This is a genomic window from Pseudomonas sp. ok272 (genome assembly GCF_900109995.1).
GTDB lineage: Bacteria > Pseudomonadota > Gammaproteobacteria > Pseudomonadales > Pseudomonadaceae > Aquipseudomonas.
Genome location: NZ_FOCB01000048.1, coordinates 1 through 1382 on the forward strand (window position 1 = coordinate 1; position 1382 = coordinate 1382).

A 1382-nucleotide genomic window follows, 5' to 3' on the forward strand; every position below is an offset into this window, starting at 1 on the left:
TCGTCGGCCAGTTTCTGGCTGACGCTGATGGTGAAGGTCGGCGCGGTGCCTTCGGACACGGTGTTGCCAGCGATGCTGACGGTCACGGTGTCCGGGGTATCGACCACGGTGGTGGTGACCTTGCTGCCATCGAGGGTCAATTTCTCGAAGTCGCGGTCGCCGGTAACGCCTGCCAGGCCATTGACGATCGGGCCCGAAACGTAATCGGTGTTGGCCACGGGCACGGTGATCGAGCCGGTCAGGCTGTTGCCCGCGACGGTGATCTTGGTGCCGTCGCTGAGGGTAAAGATCAGCGGCGCGTGGTTGCCAATCGGGATGCCATCCGGTCCCTTCAGGGTCACGGTGTAGGTGATGGTGCCGCCTTCTTCCACGGAGGTTTTGTCCGCGGTCAGGGTGGCGATCACTTCGCTTGGGGTGTCGCCGACGAGCACGACGCCCGGCAGTGGGCTGACGATCAGGAGTTCAAAGGTTTTGCCCGGAACGGTGGCGTCGGTCACGGTGGCGGTGACAAACCCACCGTCCTTGAAGACGTCATCGCCCTGGATCGGCGCGGTGTAGATCGCCTTGGTCTCGCCGGCCTTGACGGTGACGGTGTCGCCGTTACCCAGCTTGACGATGAGGTCGTCCTTGAGTGCCCGATTGATCTTGATGGTGAAGGTTGGGTGGGCGTTTTCCAGGACCGGGCCGTTGCCTTCGATGCTGACAGCGACAATGTCCGGCTTATCGATGATCGTGGTGGTGACCGGGCTCTTATCGAGGGTCAGCTTTTCGAAGTTATCGTCACCGGTAACGCCGGTCAGGCTGTTGGTCACGGGCGCCGAGTCATAGACGTCATTGGCCACGGGCACGGTGAACTTGCCTGTCAGGCTGTTGGCGTCGATGGTGATCTTGGTGCCGTCGCTGAGGGTGAAGGTCAGCGGCGCGTGATTGCCAATCGGCAGGCCGGCAGGCCCGGACAGGGTCACGGTGTAGGTGATGCTGCTGCCTTCGAACGCGAGGTGTTTGTTCGCGGTGAGGGTGGCGGTGACTTCGCTGATAGTGTCGTTGATCTGCACCACGCCCGGCTCTTTGCTCAGTTGCAGGTCTTCGAAGACCTTGCCTGGCACTGTGGCGTCGGTGACGGTCAGGCTCAGTGGGCCGCCGTCTTTGTAGACGTCATCGCCCTGGATCGGCGCGGTGTAGAGGGCGGTGGTTTCACCGGCTTTGACGGTGACCGTACCGCCGTTGCTCAGCTTGACGGTCAGGTCTTCCTTCAACGCCTGGCTGATGCTGACGGTGAAGGTCGGCTTGGCGTTCTCGAATACGTCGCCATTGCCTTTGATGCTGACGGTGAAGGTGTCCGGGGTGTCGTTGATCTGCACCACGCCCGGCTCTTTGCTCAG

The 1382-nt window shown here is 61.9% G+C and carries 1 protein-coding gene; it reads right to left on the bottom strand.

All coding sequences use genetic code 11. From position 1 onward, the window contains the following. A partial coding sequence (locus BMW74_RS25300) for an immunoglobulin-like domain-containing protein (RefSeq protein WP_371911854.1) occupies positions 1 to 1382 on the bottom strand: 1382 nt, incomplete at both ends.